Raw genomic sequence first — 25,939 nt, 5'->3', positions numbered from 1 at the left:
TGATGAAGAGACCCCATGGCCACTCCCAGCGCTAGCTCCTATAACGCAGACGCCATCGAAGTCCTCTCGGGCCTCGACCCGGTGCGTAAACGTCCGGGCATGTACACCGACACCAGTCGGCCGAACCACCTCGCCCAGGAAGTCATCGACAACAGTGTCGACGAGGCCCTGGCCGGGCATGCCAAGTCGGTGCAGGTCATCCTGCACGCCGACCACTCCCTGGAGGTCTGCGACGACGGTCGCGGCATGCCGGTGGACATCCACCCGGAAGAGGGCGTATCCGGTGTCGAACTGATCCTCACCAAGCTGCATGCCGGCGGCAAGTTCTCCAACAAGAACTACCAGTTCTCCGGCGGCCTGCACGGCGTGGGGATCTCCGTGGTCAACGCGCTGTCGACCCAGGTCCGGGTCAAGGTCAAGCGCGACGGCAACGAGTACCAGATGACCTTCGCCGACGGCTTCAAGGCCACCGAGCTGGAAGTGGTCGGCAGCGTCGGCAAGCGCAATACCGGCACCAGCGTGTATTTCTCGCCGGACCCCAAGTACTTCGACTCGCCGAAGTTCTCCGTCAGCCGCCTCAAGCATGTGCTCAAGGCCAAGGCGGTGCTGTGCCCGGGGCTGCTGGTCAGCTTCGAGGACAAGGGCACCGGCGAGAAGGTCGAATGGCATTACGAGGACGGCCTGCGCTCCTACCTGGTGGATTCGGTCAGCGGTTTCGAACGCCTGCCGGACGAGCCGTTCTGCGGCAGCCTGGCCGGTAACAAGGAGGCGGTCGACTGGGCCCTGCTGTGGTTGCCCGAAGGCGGCGACAGCCTCCAGGAAAGCTACGTCAACCTCATTCCGACCGCCCAGGGCGGTACCCACGTCAACGGCCTGCGCCAGGGCCTGCTCGATGCCATGCGCGAGTTCTGCGAGTTCCGCAGCCTGCTGCCGCGTGGCGTCAAGCTGGCGCCGGAAGACGTCTGGGAGCGGATTGCCTTCGTGCTTTCGATGAAGATGCAGGAACCGCAGTTCTCCGGGCAGACCAAGGAACGCCTGTCGTCCCGCGAGGCCGCCGCGTTCGTTTCCGGAGTGGTCAAGGATGCCTTCAGCCTGTGGCTCAACGCCAACCCCGAGCTGGGCATGCAACTGGCCGAACTGGCGATCAGCAACGCCGGGCGCCGCCTGAAGGCGAGCAAGAAGGTCGAGCGCAAGCGCATCACCCAGGGGCCGGCGCTGCCGGGCAAGCTGGCCGATTGCGTCGGTCAGGACCCGCTGCGTTCCGAACTGTTCCTGGTCGAGGGTGATTCCGCCGGCGGTTCGGCCAAGCAGGCGCGGGACAAGGAGTTCCAGGCGATCCTGCCGCTGCGCGGGAAGATCCTCAACACCTGGGAAGTCGACGGCGGTGAAGTGCTCGCCAGCCAGGAAGTGCACAACATCGCCGTGGCCATCGGCGTCGATCCGGGCGCCGAGGACATGAGCCAACTGCGCTACGGCAAGATCTGCATCCTTGCCGACGCCGACTCCGACGGCCTGCACATCGCCACGCTGCTGTGCGCGCTGTTCGTCCAGCATTTCCGCCCGCTGGTGGATGCCGGTCACGTCTACGTGGCGATGCCGCCGCTGTACCGGATCGACCTCGGCAAGGAGATCTTCTACGCGCTGGATGAAGCCGAGCGCGACGGCATTCTCGACCGCCTGGTGGCCGAGAAGAAACGTGGCAAGCCGCAGGTCACCCGATTCAAGGGGCTGGGTGAAATGAACCCGCCGCAACTGCGCGAAACCACCATGGACCCCAACACCCGGCGCCTGGTGCAACTGACCCTGGACGATTTCGCCGCGACCGCGGAAATCATGGACATGCTGCTGGCGAAAAAACGCGCCGGCGATCGCAAGACCTGGCTGGAGTCCAAGGGCGACCTGGCGGAGGTGCTGGTCTGATGCGCAGAGCCCTCGCGGCGCTGTTGCTGCTGGTCGCATGGCCGGCGCTCGCCGACTCGGTACCGGAACTCAAGCTGTTGTCCGAGCATCCGGTCGAGGGCATGCGTGGTGGCAACCTCTCCGGGTTGGCGCTGTGTGGCAGGGAATTGTGGACGATTTCGGATCGCGACGACGACCTGCTGTATCGGCTGGACACCTCTAGCCGGGTCTGGAAGGCCGAGGGCACGCACCTGGAGGTACCGTCGGTACCCGACAGCAGTCTGCCCTGGGGGCTGCGGCTGAAGACCTGGGCGGCGTCGTTCATTCGCGGTGGCGAGCTGGATTTCGAAGGGCTGAGCTGCGACGACGCGGGTAACCGCTATATCGTCAGCGAGGCTCATGCGGCGGTGCTGAAGGTGCCGCCGAGTGGGGCACCGCAGTGGCTGGCGATTGCCCCGAAGCTCGTCAGCGAGGCACGGGACAATGGGATGTTGCTGCACTTCAATGCCCTGTTCGAAGGCCTGGCTGTCAGCCCGCAGGGCGATCGCCTGTGGCTGGCGGCCGAACGCGAGCGGCGTGGCCTGTTGCTGCTCGAGCGGCAATCGACACAATGGGACTGCAAGGGCTCCTGCGTGCTGATGAGCGAAGATGGCAACCAGATGCAGCCAGCGCAGTTCCCGAACGCCAGGGCGGTGACCCGCGACTTCGCCGACCTGTCGCTGTTCGAGGGCAAGCTGTTTACCCTGGAGCGCAACGCCTATCGGATCTGTCGCCGTGATGCGCAAACTGGCGAGGTCGAGCGTTGCTGGTCGTTTGCCGCCGAGGCGCTGACCGAGGCACGGCGTTATCCACAGAACTACGGTCTGGCCGAAGCCCTGGTGGTCGACGCTGACGGGGCCTGGATCGGCCTGGACAACAACGACGGGGCCCGCGCCGATGGCGAGGTCCGGCCGATCGTCTGGCGCTTTGCCGCGCCGGCAGGCGGCTGGAGTGCCCGGCCATGAGTGCTTTGAAACAACTTGAATTCACCCAGCGTGGTGGCACCTTGCTGCTGCGCCAGACTACGAACTGATGAGGCCCGCATGAGCGAATCCCTTGATCTCAGCCTGGATGGCGTGGAACGCCGGTCATTGGCTGACTTCACCGAACAGGCCTACCTCAACTACTCCATGTACGTGATCATGGACCGTGCACTGCCGCATATCGGCGACGGCCTCAAGCCGGTGCAACGGCGGATCGTCTACGCCATGAGTGAGCTGGGGCTGGACGCCGATGCCAAGCACAAGAAGTCCGCCAGGACCGTCGGTGACGTGCTCGGCAAGTTCCACCCCCACGGCGACTCGGCCTGCTATGAAGCGATGGTGCTGATGGCGCAGCCGTTCAGCTACCGTTACACGCTGGTGGACGGCCAGGGCAACTGGGGGGCGCCGGATGATCCGAAGTCCTTCGCCGCCATGCGCTACACCGAGTCGCGGCTGTCGCGCTACTCCGAAGTGCTGCTCAGCGAATTGGGCCAGGGCACCGCGGACTGGGTGCCGAACTTCGATGGCACCCTGGAAGAGCCTGCTGTATTGCCGGCACGTTTGCCGAACATCCTGCTCAATGGCACCACCGGTATCGCCGTGGGCATGGCCACCGACGTACCGCCGCACAACCTGCGGGAAGTCGCCAATGCCTGCGTGCACCTGCTCGATGAGCCCAAGGCCACGGTGGAGGATCTGTGCAAGTTCGTCCCCGGGCCTGACTATCCGACCGAAGCGGAAATCATCACGCCCCAGGCCGATCTGCTGAAAATCTACGAAACCGGACGTGGCTCGGTGCGCATGCGGGCGGTCTACCGCGTCGAGGATGGCGACATCGTGGTGCATGCCTTGCCGCACCAGGTCTCCGGGGCCAAGGTGCTGGAGCAGATCGCCGCGCAGATGCAGGCCAAGAAGCTGCCGATGGTCGCCGACCTGCGTGATGAGTCCGATCACGAGCATCCGTGCCGTATCGTGATCATCCCGCGCTCCAATCGGGTCGATCCCGAAGAGCTGATGCAGCATCTGTTTGCCACCACTGACCTGGAGTCCAGCTACCGGGTCAACGTCAATATCATCGGCCTGGACGGCAAGCCGCAGTTGAAGAACCTGCGTTCGCTGCTGGTGGAGTGGCTGGAGTTCCGGATCAACACCGTTCGTCGTCGCCTGAAGTTCCGTCTGGACAAGGTCGAGAAACGCCTGCACCTGTTGGACGGCTTGTTGATTGCCTACCTCAACCTGGATGAAGTGATCCACATCATCCGTACCGAGGAGCATCCCCGCGCCAAGCTGATCGAGCGGTTCACCCTCGACGATATCCAGGCCGACTACATTCTCGACACCCGTCTGCGTCAGTTGGCGCGCCTGGAAGAGATGAAGTTGCGCGGCGAGCAGGACGAACTGCTCAAGGAACAGGCCAAGCTGCTGGCGCTGCTGGCCAGCGAAGCCAAGCTGAAGAAACTGGTGCGCAGCGAGCTGCTTGCCGATGCGCAGACCTATGGCGATGACCGCCGTTCGCCGATCGTTGCGCGTGCCGAAGCCAAGGCGCTGTCGGAAAACGAACTGATGCCCACTGAGCCGGTAACGGTCGTTCTGTCGGAAAAAGGTTGGGTTCGCTGTGCAAAAGGTCATGATATTGACGCCACCGGCTTGTCCTATAAGGCTGGCGATGGCTTCAAGACTGCGGCGGCCGGACGTTCCAACCAGTTTGCGGTGTTCATCGACTCCACCGGCCGCAGCTACTCGGTGGCGGCTCACACGCTGCCATCGGCGCGTGGTCAGGGCGAACCGCTGACCGGTCGTCTGACGCCACCGCCGGGCGCGAGCTTCGAGTGCGTGCTGCTGCCGGAGGACGAAGCGCTGTATGTCATTGCGTCTGACGCGGGCTACGGCTTCGTGGTCAAGGGTGAGGACCTGCAGGCCAAGAACAAGGCGGGCAAGACGCTGTTGAGCCTGCCCAACGGTTCGAAGGTGATGGCGCCGCGGCCGGTGACCGATCGCGAGCAGAATTGGCTGGCGGCGGTGACCACCGAAGGCCGCCTGCTGATCTTCAAGATCAGCGACCTGCCGCAACTGGGCAAGGGCAAGGGCAACAAGATCATCGGCGTTCCCGGTGAGCGGGTGGCCAGCCGCGAGGAGTACGTCAGTGACCTGGCGGTGCTGCCGGAAGGCGCGACGCTGGTGCTGCAGGCCGGCAAACGCACCTTGTCGCTCAAGGCTGATGACCTGGAGCATTACAAGGGCGAGCGCGGTCGTCGGGGCAACAAGTTGCCGCGTGGCTTCCAGCGCGTCGATGCGTTGTTGGTAGAGACTGGCAATTAGTCCGGTCCAGCGCGTCTGTCCTGTTTTTTTAGCGCAGGATAGACGCCGCAACACTGGAGTAACGGCGCATATTCACGGATGATATGCGCCTCTTGGGCGGCCGCATGGCGGAGCGCCCGGACGAATTTTCTGGATCAGACTGTGGCGTGCCTCACGGTGGCCACCTGGATGGGATGATGACTGTTCTGCGCCTTCCTTTAATGTTGCTGCTCACCGGCGTGCTCGGTTTGGCCGGCTGCAGCGTTAACAAGCCGGTTTCCTTATATCAGCTGGACAGTGGCACGCCGGGCCAACCTCAACAAAGCGCGGGCATGTTCGTGGTACTGGGCCCTGTCACCCTGGCCGACTACCTGCAACGCGAAACCCTGCTGCAACGTCAGCCCGACGGCAGCCTGACGGCGGCAACCGATGGCCGCTGGGCGGGCAGCCTGTCTTCGGACATCAACCAGTTGCTGGTCCGGCAACTGGCCTGGCGGCTGGACAGCCAGCGGGTCGTGCTGTCGCCGGCGACGGCTGGCGCGACACCGGATGTGCAGGTGTTGCTGTCGATCACCCGCCTGGACTCCGGCACCAAGCAGCCGGCGATCCTCGATGCCCAATGGCGCCTGCTGGATCGGCGTGGCCAGGTGCGGGACAACCGTATCGTGCACCTGGAGCAGCAGCATGCCGGTTCTTCGGCGGCCCAGGTCCAGGCCCAGGGAGAGTTGCTGCAGCGTCTGGCCGAGCAGTTGAGCGTGGCCCTCAAGCCACTGGCCAACCAGCCGCCGGTTGCCGAAGTGCGGAGCAAGCCGCCAGCCGCACCGGCCCCGACCAAGCAGGCCGAACCGCAGAAGCCGAAGATCCCGATGGCCACGCCGATCCGCACGGATATGGAAGTGTTCCGCTTCTGAGGCCACGCCGGATAACAAAAAGCCCGCACTCGTTGCGGGCTTTTTTGTGGGTGGCGATTACTTGCCGCTGCTCTCGTGCATCCGGGCCAGCTGGCGTTCCAGCATCGATGGATAGGGCTCCATCAGTCGCTCGACGCAGCAGGCGCCTTCGGGGCTGGCGATCGGGCGGATACGGGCACGCTGGCGAATCAGCGGATCGTCGCTGATCTGCCGCTCCACCAGCAGCAGGTTGCGGCTGTGTTGCGACAGCGCCAGGGCGTCCTGGGCGGTTTCGGTCAGCAGCAGGTCGATCTGGCTGACGCCGAACAGTTCTTCGCCAAGGGTCAGGCCCAACTGCAGTTGCAGGGTGATGCCGCTGTCGGCGACTTCGATCTGCAACTGGTGGCCCAGGGCCCTGAGCAGTTCGCCGCAGCAGATGGCGTTGGTCAGGTAGTCATCGCCGCTGTCCTCGGTGTGGAACAGCATCAGCGTGCTGCCATCGTTGAGGGTGTGCAGTTCGCTCTGGTACAGCGAGGCGGCCTGGTCCAGGCAGTCGCGATAGCGCTCCAGCAGTTCGGTCAGGCGAGCCTTTGGCAGGCGGCGCAATTGGTCCTGGGCACCCAGTTGCACGGCAAGTACCGCGCTGTGCTGGGGCTGTGCGGGAACCACCGGTTTCGCCGCGGCGGTGCCCTGCGGGCCCTCGCGCAGATCGGCGAACGGGTCTTCCTCGTCGTCCAGTTCGTCATCCACGCTGTTGCGTGGCGCAGGGCGGGCCGTCGGTCTGGCGGGCGCGGCTGCGCCGCTGTCGAAGCTCGGATCACGCAGGTTGCGCACCTGGAAACTCTGCCCGGCCGGCGCTTCTTCCTCGTAGTCGTCGTAGTCGATTTCCGGCTCCGGCTCGGGCTCCGGTTTCACCGGGGCAAAGCGCGAATGCAACTGGCGGGCGAGGTCGCCGATCTCATCCTGACGCCGGGTGGCCGGGGTGTGTTCGTCCATGTCCCGCAACCAGACCCGCAATTGCAGCAGCGGCGTCGAGATATGCCGACCCAGACGCAGGCTCAGGGCCAGGGCCAGGGCCAGCAGGATGGCGCTGAGGATGCCCATGCTTTGCAGGCTGATGGTCATCGGCTGCTGGAACTGGGCCATGTCCAGGCTGATCCGCAGGTTGCCGGCAGTCACGTCCTGGAAGGTGATCTTGGTCTGGTAGACGCCTTCGGTCTCGCCCAGCAGGCCGCTTTTCGGGCGCTGGCCGGCTTCGGCGAGGATCCGGTTGTCGACGCTGTAGATCGCCGCATGGGCCACCAGCGGGTTCTTCGTCAGGTTGTTGAGCAGCACGTTGAGGCTGAGGATGTCGTTGGACACCAGCAGCTCGGTCGCCGAGGTGGCGGTCTGGGTGGTCAGGCTCTGGCCAAGGGCGTCGGCCTGCTGGTGCATGGCTTCCTTGAACTGCAGCCCCATCACGCAGGCGTAGATCACCAGCGCCAGCGCGACGAGAATCACGTTGTGGCTGGCAATACGCAGTGCAATCGGTACCCGGCGGTGACGCAATGCCCGGAAGATCAGCAGGAAGAAGTTATCGGTTTTGACTGGCGTGGGCCGGTTCACTGAGCGCGGCTCTTTTGTCCGTGAAGTTGACGCGCAGTATAGCGAGAGGCCCTAGACCGGCAAAGCGCTGGCGGTGCCGATGGTCACTGAAAGTGGGTAGAATGCGACTTTTTTAACGAACGGGGGTGCGCTTTGCGCGAAATCGTCCTGATTAACATCACCGGTGGCGACCGTCCGGGTCTCACCGCAGCCATTACCGGCGTGCTGGCGCAAGGTGGTGTGAACATTCTCGACATCGGTCAGGCGGTTATCCACGACACCCTGTCGTTCGGCATCCTGGTCGAGGTACCCGGCGGCGAGCAGTCGCCGGTGCTGCAGCAGGTGCGGTCCACGGCCGATGGCCTGGAACAGCAGGTGCGCTTCACGGCGGTCTCGGAAGACGACTACCGGCGCTGGGTCGCCAGCGAGGGCCAGGATCGGCATATCGTCACCCTGCTGAGCCGCAAGGTCACTGCCGAGCAGGTGCAGCGGGTCAGTGCGATCACTGCGCGCCACGGCCTGAACATCGAACGTATCGACCGCCTGTCGGCGCGTCTGCCGCTGGACGTTCCGAGTGCATTGAGCAAGGCCTGTATCGAGTTCTCGGTACAGGGTGCGGCGGCCGACCCGCAGGCCTTGCGCGCCGAATTCCTGGGCCTGGCCCAGGAGCTGAACATCGACGTGGCCTTCCAGGAGGATTCGCTGTTCCGTCGCAACCGGCGCCTGGCGGTATTCGACATGGACTCAACGCTGATCGAGGCCGAAGTCATCGACGAACTGGCCAAGGCCGCCGGCGTGGGCGAGCAGGTGTCGGCGATCACCGAGCGGGCGATGGCCGGCGAGCTGGATTTTCGCGCCAGTTTCAAGGAGCGCCTGGCGCTGCTCAAGGGGTTGGATGTCAGCGTGCTGGACTCGATCGGCGCCTCGCTGCGTCTGACCGAAGGCGCCGAAGTCCTGTTTGCCGAACTCAAGCGCCTGGGCTACAAGACCGCGATCCTGTCCGGCGGTTTCACCTACTTCGCCCGGCAGTTGCAGGCCAGGCTGGGGATCGACTACGTCTTCGCCAACGAGCTGGAAGTGGTCGACGGCCAGTGCACCGGTGTCGCGATCGAGCCGATCGTCGATGCCCAGCGCAAGGCCGACCTGCTGCGTGAACTGGCCGGCAAGGAAGGCCTGAGCCTGGAGCAGACCATTGCGGTGGGGGATGGTGCCAACGACCTGCCGATGCTGGCGATCGCCGGCCTGGGTGTGGCGTTCCGGGCCAAGCCGCTGGTCAAGCAATCGGCCAGGCAGGCCATTTCGACCCTTGGCCTGGATGGGGTGCTGTATCTGCTGGGCATGCAGGACCGTCACGGCCGCAACTGATGGCCTGTCCTTGCCCGGGCGGGTTCATGTGCCCAGGCACCTGATACCGGGCTTGCAGGCGCAGGGCTTGCCCGCGAAGCTTTCAGCGCCCGTGAGGGCGCCTTCGCGGGAACGTCGGAACGTCGGAACGTCGGATCGCCGAACCGCCGTTGCTGCAGGCGGTGCTCTTCTAGAGCGTTTTCCACAGTGAGCCGAAATCTTCCTCTGAGCCCGCTACGCCGGCTCCCGAGGTTTCGTTCCTGACCGTTGCCGGTTGTTCGAACAGTCGATATTCGAACTGGTTGAAACTGCCGGTACTGGCCTTTCGGTTATTCAGCCCGGCGCGACGCTCCTCGCCATGGGTGTTGATCATCACCTTGTGACCTTCCTGGAACGGCAGGCGCGGTGCCAGCAAGGTGGCGGGCACGCCGATGGCGCTGATTTCCGGCAGCAGCAGGGCGCGCAGGTACTGGCTGTTTTCCTCGCTGTTGCGTACCAGTTGCAGGCCGCATGGCTCGGCATGGGGGGCGATCAGTTCGATGCCCATCTGCGTACCGCCGCTGCGCACCTGGCGAATCCAGCGTACCACTGCGACGCTCCAGCCCTGGGACGTCGCATCCTGAATGCCCACCAGCTCGCCCGCCTGCAGTTGGCTGGGGACTTCCCGCGGCCAGGCCAGGCAGTAACCGCCAGGGCTGTGGTTGATGATCTGCAGGCTGAAGGTCGGGAAATCCTCGGCGCTGTTGGCCGCCGCCTGGCTGATTTCGGCTTCCGTCGGGTGATACTGGATTTCCTCGTAGGGCAGCAATGTGTCGGCGCTGCCCTGGCGTTCGGCATCGAAAGCCAGGGTCCAGCTGTCCTTCTGGCTGCTGTTGGCCAGCTGCGCGGTGAAATGCGCGGCGCGACTGGCGGTCGGGCTCTTGAGAAGCTCGCTGAAGGAACGTTGCCCGCCCAGGTAGAAATGCAGGGCACTCATGCCGATGCACAGGGTGAGGGAGCCCTGTCCCGGTGTGCGCTGGAAACTCCGTTCGGCTGATTCGCCCCAGGCCGCGCAGAGGTGCTGCAGGGTGTCCAGGCTCAGGCCACTGGGCACCAGCAGGCGCGAGTGGCTGCGCTGCTCGACGGGCAGGTCGAGGTATTCCTTCATGGCCTCGACCAGGCTCAGGGTGTTGATGCCCATCAGACCGGGCTGTTGCTCGGCGGCGAACAGCGAGGTGTAGCGTGGCGGTGCATCGGCCTGTGGGGCAACGGCGAACAGGCTCGATGCCAGGCCGGCATCCTGCAGCTTGACCAGCGTGCTCCAGGGTTCGAGGACTTCCGCCAGCCGGGCGATATTGTTCTGGCGCATCTGGTTGCAGCGTGAGCAACCCAGCAGCAGCGCGACAATGTAGGTCTGCTCAATGGTCAGTGACGGGGTCTGGCTGGCCAGTTCGTCACGGACCGGGTTGTGCTGCAGTTGATGGGCAATGGCGACCTGGTACAACTGGTGCACTTCGAGCCACAGGCCATCCGGCACCGGGCAGTACAACTGGCTGGCCCGGACCAGCGGGCCATTGAGGCAGTGCAGGGCACGCTGCAAGGCCATGGTCAGCAGCCCGGCGCGTTCCTTGCTGAACCTGGACGCGACACGCATCGCGATCTGCTTGTAGCCGATGGCCAGGTGATTCTGCAAAGCCTGGCAGAGGTTGGCGACCTTGCGTGGACGCTCATCGAGTACGACGGACTGGTTGAGGAAATGCCGCTCCAGGTGCTTGCAGACGTAATACACCTCGGGTCGTATCAGTTCGAGCAACTGCAGGCGGTTTTCGCTGGGGGTGAGCAACTGGTTGAGTTCGGCCAGCCCCTGATACAGCAGGCGCGCGGTTTCACCGAGGTTGGCTTTTGGCAGTTCGGCGATCCAGCGTCTCAGGTCACGCGGTGTGCCATCGCAGAATGACAGGCTCGACTGCGTGGGTGTTGGCGCGCGCAACAACAGATGGGGGCTTGGATTGCTCATCTAACGGGCCAGCTCCAGCAAGGAAAACGTGCATCATCCATCGGCAAGGTGACAAAAAATTGGTGGCAATATAATGCCACGACTCTAACAGCAATACGGTACAGGTGCATCGTTGGTGGTCGGCTCAGATTGCGACCGATTGTCCGTGGCATGACCTCGCGGGTTCGAGCGGCGTCGGACCGCGAGGCCACCAGCCTATCAGGCGTCCTTGGGCAAGCCCAGGCCCTGGCCCATGGCCACCGTCGAACCGGCTGCCAGACCTTCGGCCCATTTCACCTGATCCGGACCGAACAGAACGATGGCGGTCGAACCCAGCTTGAAGCGCCCGAGCTCGGCGCCCTTTTCCAGATGGATCGGCGCACGGGCCGCTTCATCGTAGCGGAACGTCTTGAGTTCGCGCTTGGGGGGCGTGACCAGGCCGGCCCAGACGGTTTCGACCGAGGCGACGATCATCGCGCCGACCAGCACCACGGCCATCGGCCCGCGCTCGGTGTCGAACAGGCAGACGACGCGCTCGTTGCGGGCGAACAGTTCCGGTACGTTCTCGGCGGTGGTCTGGTTGACCGAGAACAGACGGCCTGGCACGTAGACCATTTCGCGCAGGGTGCCGGCCAGCGGCATGTGGACCCGATGATAGTCCTTGGGCGACAGGTAGATCGTGGCGAACTCGCCGCCCATGAACGGCGCGGCCAGTGCGGCATCGCCGCCCAGCAATTCGAGGGCGCTGAAGCTGTGGCCCTTGGCCTGGAAGATCCGGCCGTGTTCGATCGGGCCGAGCTGGCTGACGGCGCCGTCGGCCGGGCAGAGGATCGCCCCCGGGGTCGGGTCGAGCGGTCGCGCGCCGTCTTTCAGGGCGCGGGTGAAGAAGGCATTGAAATGCTCGTAGGCGGTCAGGTCTTCAACCAGCGCCTGGGACATGTCCACTTGGTAGCGCTTGGCGAACCAGGCGGTGAAGGCGTTCTTGAACCAGCGCACCCGGCATTCGGCGATGCAACCGGCCAGGCGCGACAGCAGGTGGTGAGGCAGCAGATACTGGCTGAGGATGAACAAACTCTTTTTCATCAAGGATCCTTGGGAATCTCAAATCTCTACAGGGGTGTCGGGGTGGTTGCCCCATTCGCCCCAGGAGCCGGCATAACCCTTGACGCGCGGATAACCGAGCGCCTTGGCCACCAGATAGGTGAAGCCGGAGCGGTGGTGGGTCTGGCAATGGGTGATCACTTCCTTGTCGGGAGTGATGCCCAGGCTGTCGAGGATTGCCGGCATATCCTTGCGGATGCGCAGGCTGCGCGCCTTGTCCATGCCGGCGGTCCATTCGAAGTTGACTGCGCCTGGAATGTGTCCGCCCTTGGCGGCCAGCACCTTCTCGCCGGAATACTCCAATGGGCCACGGGCGTCCCAGATCGCCAGGTCGGGCGCGCCCAGGCGCGACTGCAGGTAATCGCGGGTGGCGGTCGGTTCGTCGTGCAGGGTCAGGGCAACCGGGCCGCCGGCAACCGCCGGGATGTCCTCGGACACCGGCAGGCCTTCGTCCAGCCACGCCAGCAGGCCGCCGTCGAGGTAGTGGTAGCGGGTGTGGCCGATGACATCCAGCAGCCAGATGAAACGGCCGGCCCAGCCGCCGCCTTCATCGTCGTAGACCAAGTAGACCGCGTCCGGGTTGTGGCCCAGTTCGCCGAACAGGGCTTCGAGCGCCTCTTGCGGTGGCATCAGCCCCGGAGCCGGTGGCTGGCCCAACTGGGTACGCTTGGGGTCGACGAAACGTGCGCCGGGGATATGCCCCGTGCCGTAGCGGGCGCTGCTGGTCAGGTCCACCAGGATCAGCCCGGGGGTGTCGAGACGCGGCAGCAGGTCGCTGGGCTCGATCACCAGCGGCAAGCCAGAGAAGTCAGGCATGTGGGTTCTCCTGGACGCAAAGGGGAGGATTGTAGCGCAAGCTTCAGGCGCTGCGGTTGGTAAAGGCGTGCAGCGCCTTTTCGATACATTGCATGGTTTTGCCGAAGGCTTGCACGGTGATCTCCGAAAACGGCACGCCCGCCTGGTCGGCCAGGATCACCATCACCACCCGACCGTTGTTGCTCAGCGAGCGCAACAGCAGGTGTTCGCCGGGAAGGAATTGCGCCCGCAGGCTGTTGGGCAGCAGTGCCTGGAACTGGCGAGCGTTTTCTGGCGACAGGCGAATCTGCGCGGGCTGCTTCATCAGTCGTTGCAGCAGCGTGCTCTGGGCCACCTGCAGGATCAGATTGCTCGCCTCGGCGGGAAGGCCGGCGGTCTGGTGCACCCGCAGTGCGCTGCGGCTGCGGTCGGTCATCAGGATCATCACCCGGCGCAGGCCGCAGGCCGCCAGGGCTTCGCGGGCCACGGTGGTCAGGTGCATGGCGTTGGTGAAACGGCTGGGTTCGGCCAGCAGTTGTGCGCAGTGCCTGCGCCAGAGCCCCATCGCCGCGGCGTCAGGGGCAGCGGCCGGCAACAGGTCGGCATGCACGCGGCGCACATGCCACGGCCAGATCAGAGCCTCGGCCGGGTGCCACAGGTCCTGCATCGAATGCTGGTTGGCGCTCTGGGCCGCCTGCTGGTGGATCTGTTGCTGCAACTCGTTCATCGGCTGCTGCAGGTACAGGCTCGACAGGTACTGCCAGCGCAGGCAGTGCGGGCTGTCCCAGGCCTGTTGTGCCGCCACGGCCAGGCCGTTGGCCAGCAATACGGTGTTGGCGGGCTGGTTCAGCCAGCGGCGCAGTTCGGGGTCGGCATCCAGTTGCTGTTGCTGGTGCAGGGGGCTCTCATTGTCGCGGGCGATATGCAGTGCCTGGGCGAGGGTCTTGCGTTCGTTGAGCAGCGTTTGATAACCCTGGGTCACCCACACTGGCAGGCGCCAGAACTCGGCCATGGCCTGGCATAGCTCCAGCAGGCGCACGCCGAACAGCTCCCGTTCGACCCTGGCGGCGGGCTCGTGCTTGTGCAGCACCCGCAGTTCCCAGGTTTCGAGCAGCCTGGGGTGGGTCAGTGCCAGTGGCCACAGGGGGGCCAGGAACAGCAGGCTGCCCCAGTGGATGTCCTGCCAGAGCCGGGCCAGGCGGGCGGCAAACAGGCCGTTGGCCTGCTGGCTGGCATGCTGGCTGATCAGTTGCAACTGGCGCAGGGCGATCGGAATGTCTTCGGGCAGTCGTGCGGGCAGGCGCTCAAGCAACTCCTCGGTACGTTTCAGACCGAGGCGATTGATCGCGATCTCGAGGTTTTCGGCCGGCTCGGTCATGCTGCCGTGGGTGTGATGGTTGGCTTCGCAGATCACGCTCAGCGCCAGGGCCGGGCTATCCTGCATCAGCTCGGCGATGTCGCGCAGCGAGCTGCGGCTGTCGCGGATGGCCCGGCAGACGCGGTCGTGGCTGTCCTGCGGGACGGGCAGGCGAACGCCCTGCAACAGCCTGGTCCAGCCTTGCAGGGTGTTCGGTCTTGCACTGGACACAGCCGTTTGATTCGTCATGATTAAGCGCGATCATCACCATTAATGCGCCCGGAACGGGCCTGACGGCGCTGCGCTGGTCCTGCCGCCGAGGCCATGCACTGCCGGTTTTCTGGCTTTTCGCCTGAACTGGCTATAGTCTGGCGCAGTTTCGCCGATAAGTAGAAGAAGAGATTTACTAACTTCCGAATATGACCTTGAACCCGACTCAACAAGTACTCTCATTCTATGGCTAAAATCATCGGCATCATTGTCGTATTCGCGAGCGTGCTCGGCGGGTACGTGCTCTCCCACGGCAAGATTGCGGCGCTGATCCAGCCCTTCGAGGTCTTGATCATCGGTGGTGCGGCGCTGGGTGCTTTCCTGCAGTCCAACCCCGGCTACATGACCATGCACGTGGTCAAGAAATCCCTGAGCATGTTCGGCTCGCGCTTCAGCCACACCTTCTATATGGAAGTGCTCGGCCTGATCTACGAGATCCTCAACAAGAGCCGTCGTGAAGGCATGATGGCGATCGAGGGTGACATCGAGGATGCCGCGGCCAGCCCGATCTTCGCCAAGTACCCCGCCGTTCTGAAGGATGAGCGCATGACCGCGTTCATCTGCGACTACCTGCGCATCATGTCCTCGGGCAACATGGCTCCCCATGAGCTGGAAGGCCTGTTCGACATGGAACTGCTGAGCATGAAGGAAGAACTCGAGCATCCATCCCATGCCGTTACCGGCGTGGCCGACGGCATGCCCGGCTTCGGTATCGTCGCGGCGGTACTGGGCATCGTGGTGACCATGGCCTCCCTGGGCGATGGCGACCAGAAGTCCATCGGTCTGCACGTGGGTGCGGCACTGGTGGGGACCTTCTTCGGTATTCTCGCCGCCTATGGCTTCTTCGGTCCGCTGGCGCAATCCCTGGCCCACGATGCCAAGGAAGAACTGAACGTCTACGAGGCGATCAAGGCCTCCCTGGTGGCCTCGGCCTCCGGCATGCCGCCTTCGCTGGCAGTGGAATTCGGGCGCAAGGTGCTCTATCCGAAGCATCGGCCGAGCTTCGCCGAGCTGGAACAAGCGGTTCGCGGTCGCTGAGTCATGGAGAACAATCAGCCGATCATCATCAAGCGCGTCAAGCGCTTTGGCGGCGGGCACCATGGCGGTGCCTGGAAAATCGCCTTTGCCGACTTCGCGACGGCGATGATGGCCTTCTTCCTGGTGTTGTGGCTGCTGTCCACCGCGACCCCGGAGCAGAAGATCGCCATCGCCGGCTACTTCAAGGACCCGATCGGTTTTTCCGAGAGCGGTACGCCCTACATCATCGACCTGGGCGGTTCCCCGACGCTGGCGCCGGACAAGACACTCAACCCGGAAGTGAAGTCCCAGCCGCAACCGGACAAGGTCACGGTCGACACCGAGCAGGTGGAGGGCATGGCCGAACAGGTCGAGAAGGAGCGCCTGGAGCTGCTGCTGCAGGAGTTGCAGAACAAGGTCGACGAAAGCCCGCAGTTGCAGAAGTTCAAGGACCAGATCCTGTTCGAAATCACCCCGGACGGCTTGCGCATCCAGATCATGGACGCGGAAAACCGGCCGATGTTCGACTCCGGCAGTGCGCGCCTGAAGCCTTACTTCGAGGACATCCTGCTGGCGATGGCCGACACCATCAAGGCGGTGCCGAACAAGATCAGCATCAGCGGCCATACCGATGCCAAGCCGTACGCCGGCACTGGCGACTTCGGCAACTGGGAGCTGTCGGCCAACCGCGCCAACGCCGCGCGCCGTGCACTGGTGGCTGGCCGTTATCCGGACTCGCAAGTGGCGCGGGTGGTGGGTTATGCCTCGTCGGCGCTGTTCGACAAGGCCGATCCGTTCAACCCGGTCAACCGCCGCATCGACATCGTGGTGCTGACCAAGAAGGCCCAGAAAGCCATTGAGGGCGAGCAGGGCGCGGACGAGGCCAAGCCGGATGGCGCGGCACCGGTTCCCGGCGCGCCTGGCGCCTCGAATGCGGCCCCGGCCGACCCGAATGCGCTGCCGGCGGACAAGCAGCCGCTGCCCGCCCACGAGGTGCGGCAACGCTTGAACATCTTCGAGGATGGTGTATTGAAGATGGACGAGACGGGCAAGCCCAGAACCGGCTCCTGAGCCAGACGACAAGGCCGCGATGATCGCGGCCTTGTCGTTTCTGTCATTTCAATAGCTGTCTTGCGGCAGGCTGGCGATGATCGAGCGGTAGCTGTTCATCCGCTGCTGCTGGATACGCCCGTCTTCCAGGGCCTTGAGCAGGGCGCAGCCGGGCTCGCGATCGTGCTTGCAGTCGCGGAAGCGGCAGGTACCGAGCAGGTCGTTGAACTCGATGAAGCCGGCCTCGACATCGGCGCGGCTGACGTGGCCCAGGCCGAATTCGCGAATACCCGGGGAGTCGATCAGTTCGCCGCCGCCGGGGAAGTGGAACAGGCGCGCGGTGGTGGTGGTGTGGGTGCCCTGGCCGGACAGCTCGGACAGCGGGCCGACGCGGGTTTCCACCTCGGGCAGCAGGCTGTTGACCAGCGAGGACTTGCCGACCCCGGACTGGCCGACGAACACGCTGATGCGTCCGTCCAGTTGCCGTTGCAACTGCTCCATGCCGTTGCCGTGGTGGGCCGACACTTCCAGCAGCGGATAACCCAGTTGCCGGTAGACCGCCAGCAGCGCATTCAGGGCCGGGGCGTTGTGCTCGTCGATCAGGTCGAACTTGTTCAGCAGCAGCAGCGGGCGGATGCCGGCGTGCTCGGCGGCCACCAGATAGCGGTCGATCAGGTTGGCGTGGGGTTCGGGCAACGGGGCGAAGACGATCACGATCATGTCGACGTTGGCGGCCACCGGCTTGAGCTGGCCGCGGCTGTCCGGGCGCTTGAGCTCGGTGGTGCGTGGCAGTTGCGCGACGATCACGCCGATGCCCTGGTTGCCCGGGCGCCAGACCACCTGGTCGCCGGTCACCAGAGCTGGCAGGTTGGCCCGCAGGTGGCAGCGGAACACCTGGCCCTTGAACTCTCCTTCCAGGGCCTCGACTTCGACCTGCACGCCGAAGTGCGCGATCACCAGGCCTGTCTGTTCAGGGCCCAGGTCACCGCCCTCCAGGGCTTCCACGGCCTGTGACTCGCGTTTGGCGGCGCGTGCGGCGCGTTCGCCCTGGATCTTTTCGATGCGCCAGTTCTGGCGGCGGTTGAGCTGGCGTTTGGCCATGGGTGTTCCGTGTGGTCGAATCGTCGGGGAGGGTCAAGCGGTCGCGAGTTTAGCACGCCCGGCAAGCGCAGCCTGCGCTAAACTGTGCGGCTATGCCGAGGAGTCAAGCTATGCAAAATCCACAGAACCTGATCTGGATCGACCTGGAGATGACCGGTCTCAACCCGGACACCGATGTCATCATCGAAATGGCCACCATCGTTACCGACAGCGATCTCAATACCCTGGCCGAAGGCCCGGTGATCGCCATTCACCAGAGCGACGAGATCCTGGCCGGCATGGATGAGTGGAACACTCGCCAGCATGGCGGTTCGGGCCTGACCCAGCGCGTGCGCGAGAGCCGCATCAGCATGGCCGAGGCCGAGGCGCAGACCATTGCTTTCCTGGAGCAGTGGGTGCCCAAGGGCAAGTCGCCGATCTGTGGCAACAGCATCTGCCAGGACCGCCGCTTCCTGGCCCGTCACATGAAGTCCCTGGAAAGCTATTTCCACTACCGCAATCTGGATGTCTCCACCCTGAAGGAGCTGGCGGCGCGTTGGGCGCCGCAAGTGCGTGACAGCTTCCAGAAGGGCAGTACCCACCTGGCGCTGGACGACATCCGCGAATCGATCGCCGAGCTGCAGCACTACCGCAAGCACTTCATCAAGTTCTGACCGGTTGCCGTAGCCTGGATGGCAGGCTGTGTTCCCCATGGGCGCATGCACTCCAGTGGTTGCGCTCTTTTGGTGCGCCGCTCAAATGAGTAGACTGCGCGCCTTCTCCTGCCCGGACCGCCATCATGCTGCTGATGCTCTACCTCGTCGCCATTACCGCTGAAGCCATGACGGGCGCGCTGTCGGCCGGACGGCGCGGCATGGACTGGTTCGGCGTGGTGCTGATCGCCTGCGTCACCGCCCTCGGCGGCGGTTCGGTGCGCGATGTGTTGCTGGGGCATTATCCGCTGACGTGGGTCAAGCATCCGGAGTACCTGGTGCTGACTTCGGTCGCGGCGTTGGTGACGGTGTTCATCGCGCCGCTGATGCGCCATCTGCGTTCGCTGTTCCTGGTGCTCGATGCCCTGGGGCTGGTGGCCTTCACCCTGATCGGCTGCATGACAGCCCTGGATATGGGGCAGGGCATGATGGTGGCCTCGGTCAGCGGGGTGATTACCGGCGTGTTCGGCGGTGTCTTGCGGGATATCTTCTGCAACGACATCCCGCTGGTGTTCCGTCGTGAACTCTATGCCAGCGTCTCCTTCGCCGCAGCCTGGTGTTTCCTGGGCTGCACCTACTGGCAGCTATCCAGCGAGCAGGCGATTCTGATCACGTTGTTCGGCGGTTTCCTGCTGCGTCTTCTGGCGATCCGCTTTCACTGGGAAATGCCCAAGTTCATCTACAACGACGCCGCCTGATCAGCCCGTTCGGCGTGCTGGCGCAGGGCCCACTGCACGTGTTCCCGGACCAGCTCGGAAGGGTAGTCACGTCGGCTGTTGAGGGCTTCCAGCACGGTGATGGTCGACGGCGCATTGCCCAGGCCGACGGCGAGGTTGCGCAGCCAGCGTTCGTAGCCGGCGCGGCGCAGTGGCGAACCCTCGGTGTTTTTCAGGAAGGTCTCCTCGTCCCAGCGAAACAGCTCCGCCAATCCGGCGTTATCCAGGTTGTGCCGGGGTTGGAAGTCGCTCTCGACGGTAGGGCGGGCGAAGCGATTCCATGGGCAGACGACCTGGCAGTCGTCGCAACCGAACACCCGGTTGCCGATCATCGGGCGCAGGTCCTCCGGAATGGCGGTCTTCAGCTCGATGGTCAGGTAGGAAATGCAGCGCCGGGCGTCCAGCACGTAAGGTCCGACGAACGCTGCCGTGGGGCAGATGTCCAGGCAGGCCGAACAGCGCCCGCAATGTTCCGTGGCATGGGGCTCGTCCACCGGTAGCGGCAGGTCGACGAACAGCTCGCCGAGAAAGAAGTAGCTGCCCGCCTTGCGATTGAGCACCAGGGTGTTCTTGCCGATCCAGCCCAGCCCGGCCTGCTCGGCGATGGCCTTTTCCAGCACCGGGGCGCTGTCGACGAAGGCGCGGTAGCCGAAGGGGCCGATCACCTGCTGGATGCGTTCGGCCAACTGTTGCAGGCGTTTGCGGATCAGCTTGTGGTAATCGCGTCCCAGGGCATAGCGCGAGACGTAGGCCTTTTCCGGTTCGGCCAGGCGCTGGACCATCCGGGTGTCGCCCGGCAGGTAGTCCATGCGCAGCGAGACCACCCGCAGCGTGCCCGGCACCAGTTCGTCCGGGTGCGAGCGTTTGCTGCCGTGGGCACCCATGTAGTCCATGTCGCCGTGATAGCCGGCATCGAGCCAGCGTTGCAGATGCTGCTCGTGTTCGCCCAGTTCCAGGCCTGCGATGCCCACCTGCTGGAAGCCCAGTTCGCGAGCCCATTGTTTGATGGATTGGGCGAGGGCGGTGAGGTCGACGCTATTTACAGGCATGAGACAGGAGAAACCTAGGCTTTGGTGCGTATAATTCTGCCAGACATCAGGGCCGAACGACGCATGCCGCAGACCAAACCGCCTTTTCCCGATATTCAGTCGCTAACACCGGCGACCTTGCCGAGACTTCCCGCGCGTCAACCGGACGCCCACAAGGGGCAATTCGGGCACGTGCTGCTGATCGGCGGCGACCGGCGTTTTGGCGGCGCGATCCTGCTCAGTGCCGAGACGGCCCTGCGCAGCGGTGCCGGGCTGGTCTCCCTGGCCACACGTGCGGAGCATGTGGCCGCCTCGCTGGCGCGCCTGCCCGAGGTGATGGTGCTGGGTATCGAGTCGGCCAATCAGTTGATGGACGTTCTTCGCCAGGCCAGTGTGCTGGTGGTCGGCCCGGGCCTGGGGCAGTTCGCCTGGAGCCGCAGCCTGTTGTCGGTCGCAGCGAATGCCGCGGTGGCCCAGGTCTGGGATGCCGATGCGCTGAACCTGCTGGCCAATGGCGAGGCACGCCTGCCTGCCGACAGTGTGATCACTCCGCATCCGGGGGAGGCGGCACGGTTGCTCGGGCTGACGACCGCCCAGGTGCAGGCCGATCGGCCTGGCGCGGCGCGGGCGTTGGCGATGAAATACCAGGCGGTCTGCGTACTCAAGGGGGCCGGCAGCCTGGTCGCCGCGCCTGATGGACGGGTGTCGCTCTGCGAGCGCGGGCATCCGGCAATGGCCACGGCCGGGTTGGGAGACGTGCTCGCCGGCCTGATCGGTGCGCTGCGTGCCCAGGCCATGGCAGGCTTCGAGGCCGCCTGCCTGGCGGTCTGGCTGCATGCCCGCGCCGGCGAGTTGCAAGGTGAAAAGGGCCGTGGGCTGGCGGCCAGTGATCTGATTCCAGCTATTCGTCAGTTGTTGGAGGAACAATCGCCGTGTCTGAATTAACCCTTCAATTGCCTGATGAAGAGAGCATGGTGGCATTTGGCCGAAAGATTGCCGAAGTCACCGCCGGTGTCGGGGTGATCTTCCTTGAAGGCGATCTGGGCGCCGGCAAGACCACGCTGTCGCGAGGCATCATTCGCGGTCTGGGGCATGCCGGTGCGGTCAAGAGCCCGACGTTTACTCTTGTCGAACCGTACGAATTTGCTGAAGTTCGTGCCTACCATTTTGACCTGTATCGCCTGGTGGATCCGGAAGAGCTCGAGTTCCTGGGGATTCGCGACTATTTCGAAGGCGATGCCCTGTGCCTGATCGAGTGGCCCGACAAGGGTGCAGGCTTTTTGCCAAAGCCCGACCTGACCATTACCATTAGCCCGCATGGCGGCGGGCGTTCGCTGCATCTGTTGTCCCGGGGATCGCGAGGCGATGCCTGGTGTGCCGCCTTGGCATTGGAGTTCAAATAGAGGATGGGGTTTGGTATGCGCATTCGCGCGTTGCTTGCAGTCGCAGGATTGTTGCTTGCGGCACTGACCGTCGACGCCGTGGCGGCGACACAGGTCAAGAGTGTTCGACTGTGGCGAGCCCCGGATAACACGCGACTGGTATTCGACCTGTCTGGCGCGGTCCAGCACAGCGTTTTCACGCTGACGGCGCCCGATCGCCTGGTGATCGACATCAATGGTGCGACCCTGGCCAGCCCGCTGAACGTGCCGACGGCCAATACGCCGATCACCAGCGTGCGAGCGGCCCAGCGTACCCCGACCGACCTGCGGGTGGTAGTCGACCTGAAGAAACCGGTCACCCCCAAGAGCTTCACCCTGGCGCCGAATGCGCAGTACGGCAACCGCCTGGTGGTCGACCTGTTCGACAACCCGGCCGATGCGGCGCCGACACCGACGCCGAGCTCCAACCCGGCGCCGAGCGTGGCGACCCTGCCGGCCGTTCCGGTGACGCCGGCGGAGCCTGCGATCAAGCTGCCGCCGGCACCGGCCGGCAAGCGCGACATCATCGTGGTGATCGACGCCGGGCACGGCGGGGAAGACCCGGGGGCCTCGGGTTCCCGCGGCCAGCACGAGAAGGACGTGGTGTTGTCGATCGCCCGGGAGCTGCAACGCCAGGTCAATGGCCAGAAGGGCTACCGCGCCGAACTGACCCGTACCGGCGATTACTTCATTCCGCTGCGCGGACGTACCGAGATCGCCCGCAAGAAAGGCGCTGACCTGTTCGTCTCGATCCACGCCGACGCCGCGCCTTCGGCGGCTGCGTTCGGTGCTTCGGTGTTCGCCCTGTCCGATCGTGGCGCGACCTCCGAGACCGCGCGTTGGCTGGCCGACAGCGAGAACCGTTCCGACCTGATCGGCGGTGCCGGCAATGTCAGCCTCGACGACAAGGACAAGATGCTCGCCGGAGTGCTGCTCGACCTGTCGATGACGGCCTCGATGACCTCCAGCCTGAACGTCGGGCAGAAGGTCCTGAACAACATCGGCCGGGTCACCCCGCTGCACAAGCAGCGCGTCGAGCAGGCGGGCTTCATGGTGCTCAAGTCGCCGGATATCCCCTCGATCCTGGTGGAAACCGGCTTCATCTCCAACTCCAACGAGGCCTCCAAGCTGGCTTCGACCAGCCACCAGCAGGCGCTGGCGCGGTCCATCAGCAGCGGTATCCGTCAGTTCTTCCAGCAGAATCCGCCGCCGGGCACCTACATCGCCTGGTTGCGTGACTCCGGCAAGATCGCCCAGGGGCCGCGTGATCATCGCGTCGCGCCGGGCGAGACGCTGGCAATGATCGCTGTGCGCTATCAGGTGTCGGTGGCGACTCTGCGCAGCGTCAACAGCCTCAGCAGCGATGAGCTCAAGGTCGGACAGACCCTGACGATTCCCGGCACCGAACTGGCGGCCAAGCAATGAGTGAGTCGGCCTTGAAGGAACGCGCCCGTATCGAGCTGCTCAGCCCGCGCCTGGCCAACCAGATTGCCGCGGGTGAAGTGGTCGAGCGCCCGGCTTCGGTAATCAAGGAGCTGCTGGAAAACAGCCTCGACTCCGGCGCCCGGCGTATCGACGTGGATGTCGAACAGGCCGGGGTCAAGCTGCTGCGGGTACGTGATGACGGCAGCGGCATTTCCGCCGATGAGTTGCCGCTGGCCCTGGCGCGTCACGCGACCAGCAAGATCCGCAACCTGGAAGACCTCGAACAGGTGATGAGCCTGGGCTTCCGTGGCGAGGCCCTGGCGTCCATCAGTTCCGTGGCCCGCCTGACCCTGACTTCGCGGACCCGTGACGCTGATCAGGCCTGGCAGGTCGAAACCGAAGGGCGGGAGATGGAGGCCCGGGTCCAGCCGGCGGCCCATCCGGTCGGCACCTCGGTGGAAGTGCGCGACCTGTTCTTCAATACTCCGGCCCGCCGCAAGTTTCTCAAGGCCGAGAAGACCGAATTCGATCACCTGCAGGAAGTGATCAAGCGCCTGGCGCTGGCCCGCTTCGATGTGGCCTTTCACTTGCGCCACAACGGCAAGGGCATTCTGGCCCTGCACGAGGCCAATGACGATGCGTCCCGCGCCCGGCGCGTGGCGGCGGTCTGCGGTTCGGGCTTTCTCGAACAGGCGCTGCCGATCGATGTCGAGCGCAACGGCCTGCATCTCTGGGGTTGGGTTGGCCTGCCGACGTTCTCCCGCAGCCAGGCTGACCTGCAGTACTTCTATGTCAACGGTCGGGCCGTACGTGACAAGCTGGTGGCCCACGCGGTGCGCCAGGCCTATCGCGATGTGCTGTTCAATGGGCGGCACCCGACCTTCGTGCTGTTCCTCGAGGTCGACCCCGCGGCGGTCGACGTCAACGTGCACCCGACCAAACATGAGGTGCGCTTCCGTGATGGGCGCATGGTTCACGACTTCCTCTATGGCACCCTGCACCGCGCCCTCGGCGATGTGCGGCCGGAAGATCAACTGGCGGCACCGGCGGCGGTCGCCGGCATCGTCCGGCCTACGGGTCTTGAGGCCGGCGAATTCGGCCCCCAGGGCGAGATGCGCCTGTCGGCCAACCTGCTGGAGCAGCCACAGTCCCAGCCGTTTTCGCCTTCCGCGGCCCCTGCCGGAGCGGGTTCGGGGGCCGGCTATCCGTATCAATATCGCCCGCAGTCGACGCAGATGCCGCCCGTTGCGGAAGCGCAAAGCGTCTATCGCGAGTTCTACGCGCCCTTGCCCGAGGCTGCCGCGCCGGCCCTGCCGGAAGGCCAGGGCGACGTTCCGCCGCTGGGCTACGCGCTGGCGCAGCTCAAGGGGATCTACATCCTGTCGGAGAATGCCCAGGGCCTGGTGCTGGTGGATATGCACGCGGCCCACGAGCGGATCATGTACGAGCGGCTGAAGATCGCCATGGCCAGTGAAGGCCTGAGTGGCCAGCCGTTGCTGGTGCCCGAGTCCCTGGCGCTCAGCCAGCGCGAGGCCGACTGTGCCGAAGAGCACGCGGGCTGGTTCCAGCGCCTGGGCTTTGAGCTGCAGCGCCTGGGGCCGGAAAGCCTGGCCATCCGGCAGATCCCGGCCCTGCTCAAGCAGGCCGAGGCGAACCGGTTGGTGCAGGACGTGCTGGCGGACCTGATGGAATACGGCACCAGCGACCGGATCCAGGCGCACCTGAACGAACTGCTCGGGACCATGGCCTGTCACGGCGCCGTGCGGGCCAACCGGCGGCTCGCACTGGCGGAAATGAACGCGCTGCTGCGGGACATGGAAAATACCGAGCGGAGCGGCCAATGCAACCATGGTCGTCCGACCTGGACTCAACTGGGTCTCGATGACCTGGACAAACTTTTCCTGCGCGGACGTTGATGACAGCTTCAAAACCCCTTCCGCCGGCGATCTTCCTCATGGGCCCTACGGCGGCCGGCAAGACCGACCTGGCCATCGAACTGACCAAGGTGCTCCCCTGCGAGCTGATCAGTGTCGATTCTGCCCTGGTTTACCGGGACATGGACATCGGCACCGCCAAGCCTTCGAAGGAGCTGCTGGCGCAGTTCCCGCATCGCCTGATCGACATTCTCGACCCGGCCCAGAGCTATTCGGCCGCCGAATTCCGCCAGGATGCCCTGGCGGCCATGGCCGACATCACCGCACGGGGCAAAATCCCCCTGCTGGTCGGTGGTACAATGCTCTACTACAAGGCTTTGCTCGAAGGGTTGGCGGACATGCCCGCGGCCGATCCGCAGGTGCGCGCCGAGATCGAGCAAGAAGCTGCACGCCTGGGTTGGCAGGCCCTGCACGATCAATTGGCAGGCATCGATCCGGAGTCGGCGGCGCGGATTCACCCCAATGACCCGCAACGTCTGAGTCGCGCGCTGGAGGTTTATCGGGTCAGCGGTTTGAGCATGACGGCCCACCGACAGCGACAATCTGCGCAAAGTACTGACGCAGCCGCTTCGGGACGCCCGCAATTACCCTATACTGTCGCCAATCTGGCCATCGCTCCAGCGAATCGCCAGGTATTGCACGACCGGATTGCACAAAGATTCACACAAATGTTGGAACAGGGATTCGTTGACGAGGTCGTAGCCCTGCGTAATAGAAGTGACCTGCATGTTGGGTTGCCGTCTATACGTGCTGTAGGCTACAGACAAGTCTGGGATTACCTGGATGGCAAGCTGACGGCGGCCGACATGCGCGAGCGCGGTATCATCGCCACTCGCCAATTGGCCAAACGCCAGTTTACCTGGTTGCGCAGTTGGGCTGATCTGCACTGGCTGGACAGCCTGGACTGCGACAATCTGGCGCGCGCCTTGAAATACCTCGGGACCATCTCCATATTGAGCTGAGTCCCTGTAAATGCCGTCTATCCTTGGGGGAGGACGGTAAAAGTCACTGTTTGCTCAT

21 protein-coding genes and 1 pseudogene are annotated in these 25,939 nt (G+C 64.5%); 15 read left to right on the top strand and 7 right to left on the bottom strand.

Going from position 1 to position 25,939, the window contains the following annotated elements; translation table 11 throughout:
- Window positions 1-15: 15 nt before the first annotated feature.
- The 5 genes and pseudogenes from parE (at window position 16) to ACM62G_RS09205 (ending at window position 6,130) form a co-directional block, all read left to right on the top strand.
- Window positions 16-1,920 (top strand): DNA topoisomerase IV subunit B, encoded by a 1,905-nt coding sequence (gene parE, locus ACM62G_RS09225; protein WP_273823139.1) that lies wholly within the window; start codon window positions 16-18, stop codon window positions 1,918-1,920.
- Window positions 1,920-2,903, top strand: a complete 984-nt coding sequence (locus tag ACM62G_RS09220) for an esterase-like activity of phytase family protein (protein ID WP_419737037.1) — start codon at window positions 1,920-1,922, stop codon at window positions 2,901-2,903. The genes parE and ACM62G_RS09220 overlap by 1 nt, the downstream gene beginning before the upstream one ends.
- Window positions 2,900-2,971: pseudogene (locus ACM62G_RS09215) on the top strand (TIGR02281 family clan AA aspartic protease); the annotation flags it as partial. The gene ACM62G_RS09220 and the pseudogene ACM62G_RS09215, both read left to right, overlap by 4 nt.
- A gap of 10 nt (window positions 2,972-2,981) precedes the next feature.
- Window positions 2,982-5,240, top strand: coding sequence for a DNA topoisomerase IV subunit A (gene parC / locus ACM62G_RS09210; RefSeq protein WP_054059404.1), 2,259 nt, complete (start codon window positions 2,982-2,984; stop codon window positions 5,238-5,240).
- A gap of 176 nt (window positions 5,241-5,416) precedes the next feature.
- Window positions 5,417-6,130 (top strand): PqiC family protein, encoded by a 714-nt coding sequence (locus ACM62G_RS09205; protein WP_193394189.1) that lies wholly within the window; start codon window positions 5,417-5,419, stop codon window positions 6,128-6,130.
- Between the two features lie 57 nt (window positions 6,131-6,187).
- Here the strand turns inward: ACM62G_RS09205 and ACM62G_RS09200 are convergent, their stop codons facing one another.
- A complete protein-coding gene (locus ACM62G_RS09200) occupies window positions 6,188-7,714 on the bottom strand; it encodes an AhpA/YtjB family protein (protein ID WP_054062131.1) in 1,527 nt (508 codons plus the stop codon).
- Window positions 7,715-7,846: 132 nt separating this feature from the next.
- On the opposite strand from ACM62G_RS09200, the gene serB reads away from it, so the two are divergent.
- Window positions 7,847-9,058: a phosphoserine phosphatase SerB gene (gene serB, locus ACM62G_RS09195; RefSeq protein WP_419737036.1), complete on the top strand. Its 1,212-nt coding sequence runs from the start codon at window positions 7,847-7,849 to the stop codon at window positions 9,056-9,058.
- Window positions 9,059-9,227: 169 nt separating this feature from the next.
- Here serB and ACM62G_RS09190 read toward each other — a convergent pair whose 3' ends face one another.
- The 4 genes from ACM62G_RS09190 to ACM62G_RS09175 all read right to left on the bottom strand — a co-directional run bounded on the left by ACM62G_RS09190 (window position 9,228) and on the right by ACM62G_RS09175 (window position 14,514).
- Window positions 9,228-11,033, bottom strand: coding sequence for a molecular chaperone (locus ACM62G_RS09190; protein ID WP_419737035.1), 1,806 nt, complete (start codon window positions 11,031-11,033; stop codon window positions 9,228-9,230).
- 198 nt (window positions 11,034-11,231) lie between these two features.
- On the bottom strand, window positions 11,232-12,095 hold the full coding sequence (gene asd, locus ACM62G_RS09185) for an archaetidylserine decarboxylase (RefSeq protein ID WP_054059409.1): 864 nt from the start codon (window positions 12,093-12,095) through the stop codon (window positions 11,232-11,234).
- A gap of 18 nt (window positions 12,096-12,113) precedes the next feature.
- Window positions 12,114-12,929 carry a rhodanese-like domain-containing protein gene (locus ACM62G_RS09180; RefSeq protein ID WP_419737034.1) on the bottom strand — a complete coding sequence of 272 codons (816 nt, stop codon included), beginning with the start codon at window positions 12,927-12,929 and terminating at the stop codon, window positions 12,114-12,116.
- 43 nt (window positions 12,930-12,972) lie between these two features.
- A complete protein-coding gene (locus ACM62G_RS09175; RefSeq protein WP_419737033.1) occupies window positions 12,973-14,514 on the bottom strand; it encodes an HDOD domain-containing protein in 1,542 nt (513 codons plus the stop codon).
- Between the two features lie 207 nt (window positions 14,515-14,721).
- Between ACM62G_RS09175 and motA the strand changes: the two genes are divergently transcribed.
- A complete protein-coding gene (gene motA / locus ACM62G_RS09170; protein ID WP_054059412.1) occupies window positions 14,722-15,573 on the top strand; it encodes a flagellar motor stator protein MotA in 852 nt (283 codons plus the stop codon).
- A 3-nt stretch (window positions 15,574-15,576) separates the two neighbouring features.
- Window positions 15,577-16,623 carry a flagellar motor protein MotB gene (gene motB / locus ACM62G_RS09165; protein ID WP_054059413.1) on the top strand — a complete coding sequence of 349 codons (1,047 nt, stop codon included), beginning with the start codon at window positions 15,577-15,579 and terminating at the stop codon, window positions 16,621-16,623.
- 48 nt (window positions 16,624-16,671) lie between these two features.
- Here motB and rsgA read toward each other — a convergent pair whose 3' ends face one another.
- Window positions 16,672-17,703 (bottom strand): small ribosomal subunit biogenesis GTPase RsgA, encoded by a 1,032-nt coding sequence (gene rsgA, locus ACM62G_RS09160; protein ID WP_054059414.1) that lies wholly within the window; start codon window positions 17,701-17,703, stop codon window positions 16,672-16,674.
- A 110-nt stretch (window positions 17,704-17,813) separates the two neighbouring features.
- On the opposite strand from rsgA, the gene orn reads away from it, so the two are divergent.
- Entirely contained in the window at window positions 17,814-18,356 is a 543-nt protein-coding gene (orn, locus tag ACM62G_RS09155) for an oligoribonuclease (protein WP_054059415.1), read from the top strand.
- 122 nt (window positions 18,357-18,478) lie between these two features.
- The gene (locus ACM62G_RS09150; protein WP_419737504.1) at window positions 18,479-19,093 is read left to right on the top strand and encodes a trimeric intracellular cation channel family protein; all 615 of its coding nucleotides are present in this window, start codon (window positions 18,479-18,481) and stop codon (window positions 19,091-19,093) included.
- Here the strand turns inward: ACM62G_RS09150 and queG are convergent.
- Window positions 19,075-20,160 (bottom strand): tRNA epoxyqueuosine(34) reductase QueG, encoded by a 1,086-nt coding sequence (gene queG, locus ACM62G_RS09145; protein WP_419737032.1) that lies wholly within the window; start codon window positions 20,158-20,160, stop codon window positions 19,075-19,077. The two genes, ACM62G_RS09150 and queG, sit on opposite strands and share 19 nt — an antisense overlap.
- Window positions 20,161-20,223: 63 nt before the next feature.
- Here queG and ACM62G_RS09140 point away from each other — a divergent pair, with 63 nt between their 5' ends.
- Genes ACM62G_RS09140 through miaA form a run of 5 tightly spaced genes read left to right on the top strand, consistent with a single transcriptional unit; the run spans window position 20,224 to window position 25,881 of the window.
- On the top strand, window positions 20,224-21,084 hold the full coding sequence (locus ACM62G_RS09140; RefSeq protein ID WP_419737031.1) for an NAD(P)H-hydrate dehydratase: 861 nt from the start codon (window positions 20,224-20,226) through the stop codon (window positions 21,082-21,084).
- Window positions 21,072-21,542 (top strand): tRNA (adenosine(37)-N6)-threonylcarbamoyltransferase complex ATPase subunit type 1 TsaE, encoded by a 471-nt coding sequence (tsaE, locus tag ACM62G_RS09135; protein ID WP_054059419.1) that lies wholly within the window; start codon window positions 21,072-21,074, stop codon window positions 21,540-21,542. The genes ACM62G_RS09140 and tsaE overlap by 13 nt, the downstream gene beginning before the upstream one ends.
- Window positions 21,543-21,545: 3 nt before the next feature.
- Window positions 21,546-22,985 carry an N-acetylmuramoyl-L-alanine amidase gene (locus ACM62G_RS09130; protein WP_206542421.1) on the top strand — a complete coding sequence of 480 codons (1,440 nt, stop codon included), beginning with the start codon at window positions 21,546-21,548 and terminating at the stop codon, window positions 22,983-22,985.
- An 11-nt stretch (window positions 22,986-22,996) separates the two neighbouring features.
- Entirely contained in the window at window positions 22,997-24,901 is a 1,905-nt protein-coding gene (gene mutL / locus ACM62G_RS09125; RefSeq protein WP_162491333.1) for a DNA mismatch repair endonuclease MutL, read from the top strand.
- Window positions 24,901-25,881 carry a tRNA (adenosine(37)-N6)-dimethylallyltransferase MiaA gene (gene miaA, locus ACM62G_RS09120; protein ID WP_054059422.1) on the top strand — a complete coding sequence of 327 codons (981 nt, stop codon included), beginning with the start codon at window positions 24,901-24,903 and terminating at the stop codon, window positions 25,879-25,881. Before mutL ends, miaA begins: the two co-directional genes overlap by 1 nt.
- Window positions 25,882-25,939 lie beyond the last annotated feature (58 nt).

The sequence above is a fragment of the Pseudomonas sp. COR18 genome, from assembly GCF_048568395.1.
In the GTDB taxonomy this organism is placed as follows: domain Bacteria; phylum Pseudomonadota; class Gammaproteobacteria; order Pseudomonadales; family Pseudomonadaceae; genus Aquipseudomonas; species Aquipseudomonas fuscovaginae_B.
This window is presented reverse-complemented; position numbering and strand designations above follow the sequence as displayed.